Below are 557 nucleotides of genomic sequence, written 5' to 3'. Positions count from 1 at the left end.
TTGAGATGAATGGGGGTATACGAAAATGTTAAAAAAGTCAAAAGAAGTTTATGATTTCTTAAATAGGATGGAGATTAGGTTTAAACTTATTGAGCATAAGGAAGTATATAATATTGATGAGATGATGGAACTTAACTTGCCTGACACCGATGTTATAGCAAAGAATCTATTTGTTAGAGATGATAAAAAACGTAATTATTATCTATTGGTTATCAGGAATGAAAAGAAGGTTAACTTAAAAAAGTTAAAAGAGAAAATTTGTTCAAGGCCTCTTAGCTTTGCTTCTGAAAACGATCTAAATTCTATTTTAGGGCTTTCTAAGGGTTCTGTAACACCTTTAGGTATAATCAATGATGATGAGCGAAAAGTAAAGGTAATATTAGATAATACATTTAATGAAAGTCTTATAGGGATTCACCCAAATGAAAATACATCAACAATATGGTTGAAGGTAGTAGATTTAGTGAGGATAATTAAACAGCATGGTAATTCTGTAGAGTTTATAGAGATTTAAGACCTTAAATTTCAGTTTGTTAATGAGTTTCTTAAATGAGTTT

Annotated in this window: 1 protein-coding gene; it reads left to right on the top strand. The window is 29.3% G+C overall.

Translation table 11 applies throughout. The annotated features are described in order from the left end of the window. Window positions 1-25: 25 nt before the first annotated feature. Window positions 26-514, top strand: coding sequence for a prolyl-tRNA synthetase associated domain-containing protein (locus tag NG901_RS16595; protein WP_252217042.1), 489 nt, complete (start codon window positions 26-28; stop codon window positions 512-514). Window positions 515-557: the final 43 nt, after the last annotated feature.

The organism is Clostridium sp. CMCC3677 (assembly GCF_023845585.1).
Classification (GTDB): Bacteria; Bacillota; Clostridia; order Clostridiales; family Clostridiaceae; genus Clostridium; species Clostridium aquiflavi.
Note: the sequence above shows the minus strand (reverse complement) of the source record. Positions and strands in the feature narration are given on the sequence as shown.